This window comes from Arthrobacter sp. TB 26 (assembly GCF_000427315.1).
In the GTDB taxonomy this organism is placed as follows: Bacteria; Actinomycetota; Actinomycetes; order Actinomycetales; family Micrococcaceae; genus Arthrobacter.
This window is the reverse complement of the sequence record NZ_AUPJ01000494.1, coordinates 1-1299: the sequence shown is the minus strand read 5'-3', so window position 1 is coordinate 1299 and position 1299 is coordinate 1. Positions and strand designations below refer to the sequence as shown.

Genomic DNA, 1299 nt, shown 5'->3' with positions numbered 1-1299 from the left:
CCCGCCACACCGGGGCCGGGCGCCGCGCCGTATCCGGCTGACCGTCCGAACCTTTCACCGGGCTGCACGTACCTCGGCAGTGCGGCGCGCTTCCCGCATACGGACGGCGCCTTTAGCCGGTATGCCGTTCTGCCCGCCCGGATGCTCCGTACCCTGCCGGCAGGCCTGGACCTGAGGACAGCCGCGCTGGCGGAACCTGCGGCCGTGGCCTGGCACGCCGTCTCCCGCGCGGGAGACATGGCGGGAAAGACGGCCCTCGTGATCGGCAGCGGTCCCATTGGCGCACTGGCGGTCGCCGTCCTCAAACGTGCGGGGGCGCGGCGGATCGTGGCCGTGGACATGCACGATCGGCCGCTGGAAATTGCCCGCGCCGTGGGCGCGGACGAGGTCCTCAAAGGCGACGATGCAGAGGCCATCGCGGCCGTCGCGGCGGACGTTGTCATTGAATCCTCCGGCAGCCACCATGGCCTGGCCTCCGCAATCAAGGGTGCAGTCCGCGGCGGCAAAGTGGTGATGGTGGGGCTCCTGCCCTCCGGGCCGCAGCCCGTCCTGATCTCACTGGCCATAACCCGCGAGCTGGAGCTGCTGGGCTCCTTCCGCTTCAACGACGAAATTGACGACGTCATCAATGCGCTCGCCGACGGATCGCTGCCGGTGGATCCGGTGGTCACCCACACCTTCCCGCTCGACAGCGGACTGGAAGCCTTCGAAGTGGCCAGGAACGCGGCTGTTTCCGGAAAAGTGCTGCTGGACTTCGGCCCGGACGCAGGGGGGTGAGCGTTGCGGGGACAGCGGCGCCGGGGCGGCGGGGCACTACAGCTAGGGCCGCTGGACCGGGACAAACACCCTGGGCTGGTTCTTCCACTCGGGTTCCATCTCCGAGATGGTCTCCCGCATGATCCGGTCCGAGGCCTCGCGGGCTGCCGCCGGGNNNNCCCGGCGGCAATCGCCTCTGCCACGTCCACGTGCCACTGCAGCGCCGTGTCGCGGGGATGGTCCGGCATCAGGCCGTGCACAGTGCGGCCGGTCAGCGTCTCGGCCACCTGCCCCACCATGTTGGCAAACATCTCGTTCCCGGAGCCGGTCAGCAGCAGGGAGTGGAAATGGATATCGAGTTCCAGGAACCTTGGCACGTCCCCGGCCTGTCCGGCGTCGCGCATCGCATGCGAGACTTCCACAAGTTCCCGCCGGATGTCCGCCGGGGCGTTGGCGGCGGCCAGTTCGGCGGCCACGGGCTCGACGGCGGTGCGCAGCTCTGCGAGGGAGCGCAGCTGCGCGCCGCGGCCCTCGCCGGCGAGG

Annotated in this window: 1 protein-coding gene and 1 pseudogene (1 of these 2 only partly in view); one reads left to right on the top strand and one right to left on the bottom strand. The window is 70.1% G+C overall.

Annotated elements, in window-relative coordinates; translation table 11 throughout:
* Positions 1-777: the 3' portion of a zinc-binding dehydrogenase gene (locus tag K789_RS0119540; RefSeq protein WP_024368227.1), read on the top strand. It extends 288 nt beyond the left edge of the window; only the last 777 of its 1065 coding nucleotides appear in the window; its start codon lies beyond the left edge, outside the window; the stop codon is at positions 775-777.
* Between the two features lie 42 nt (positions 778-819).
* On the opposite strand, the pseudogene K789_RS24770 reads toward K789_RS0119540, so the two are convergent.
* A pseudogene (locus K789_RS24770) lies at positions 820-1299 on the bottom strand (FCD domain-containing protein); the annotation flags it as partial.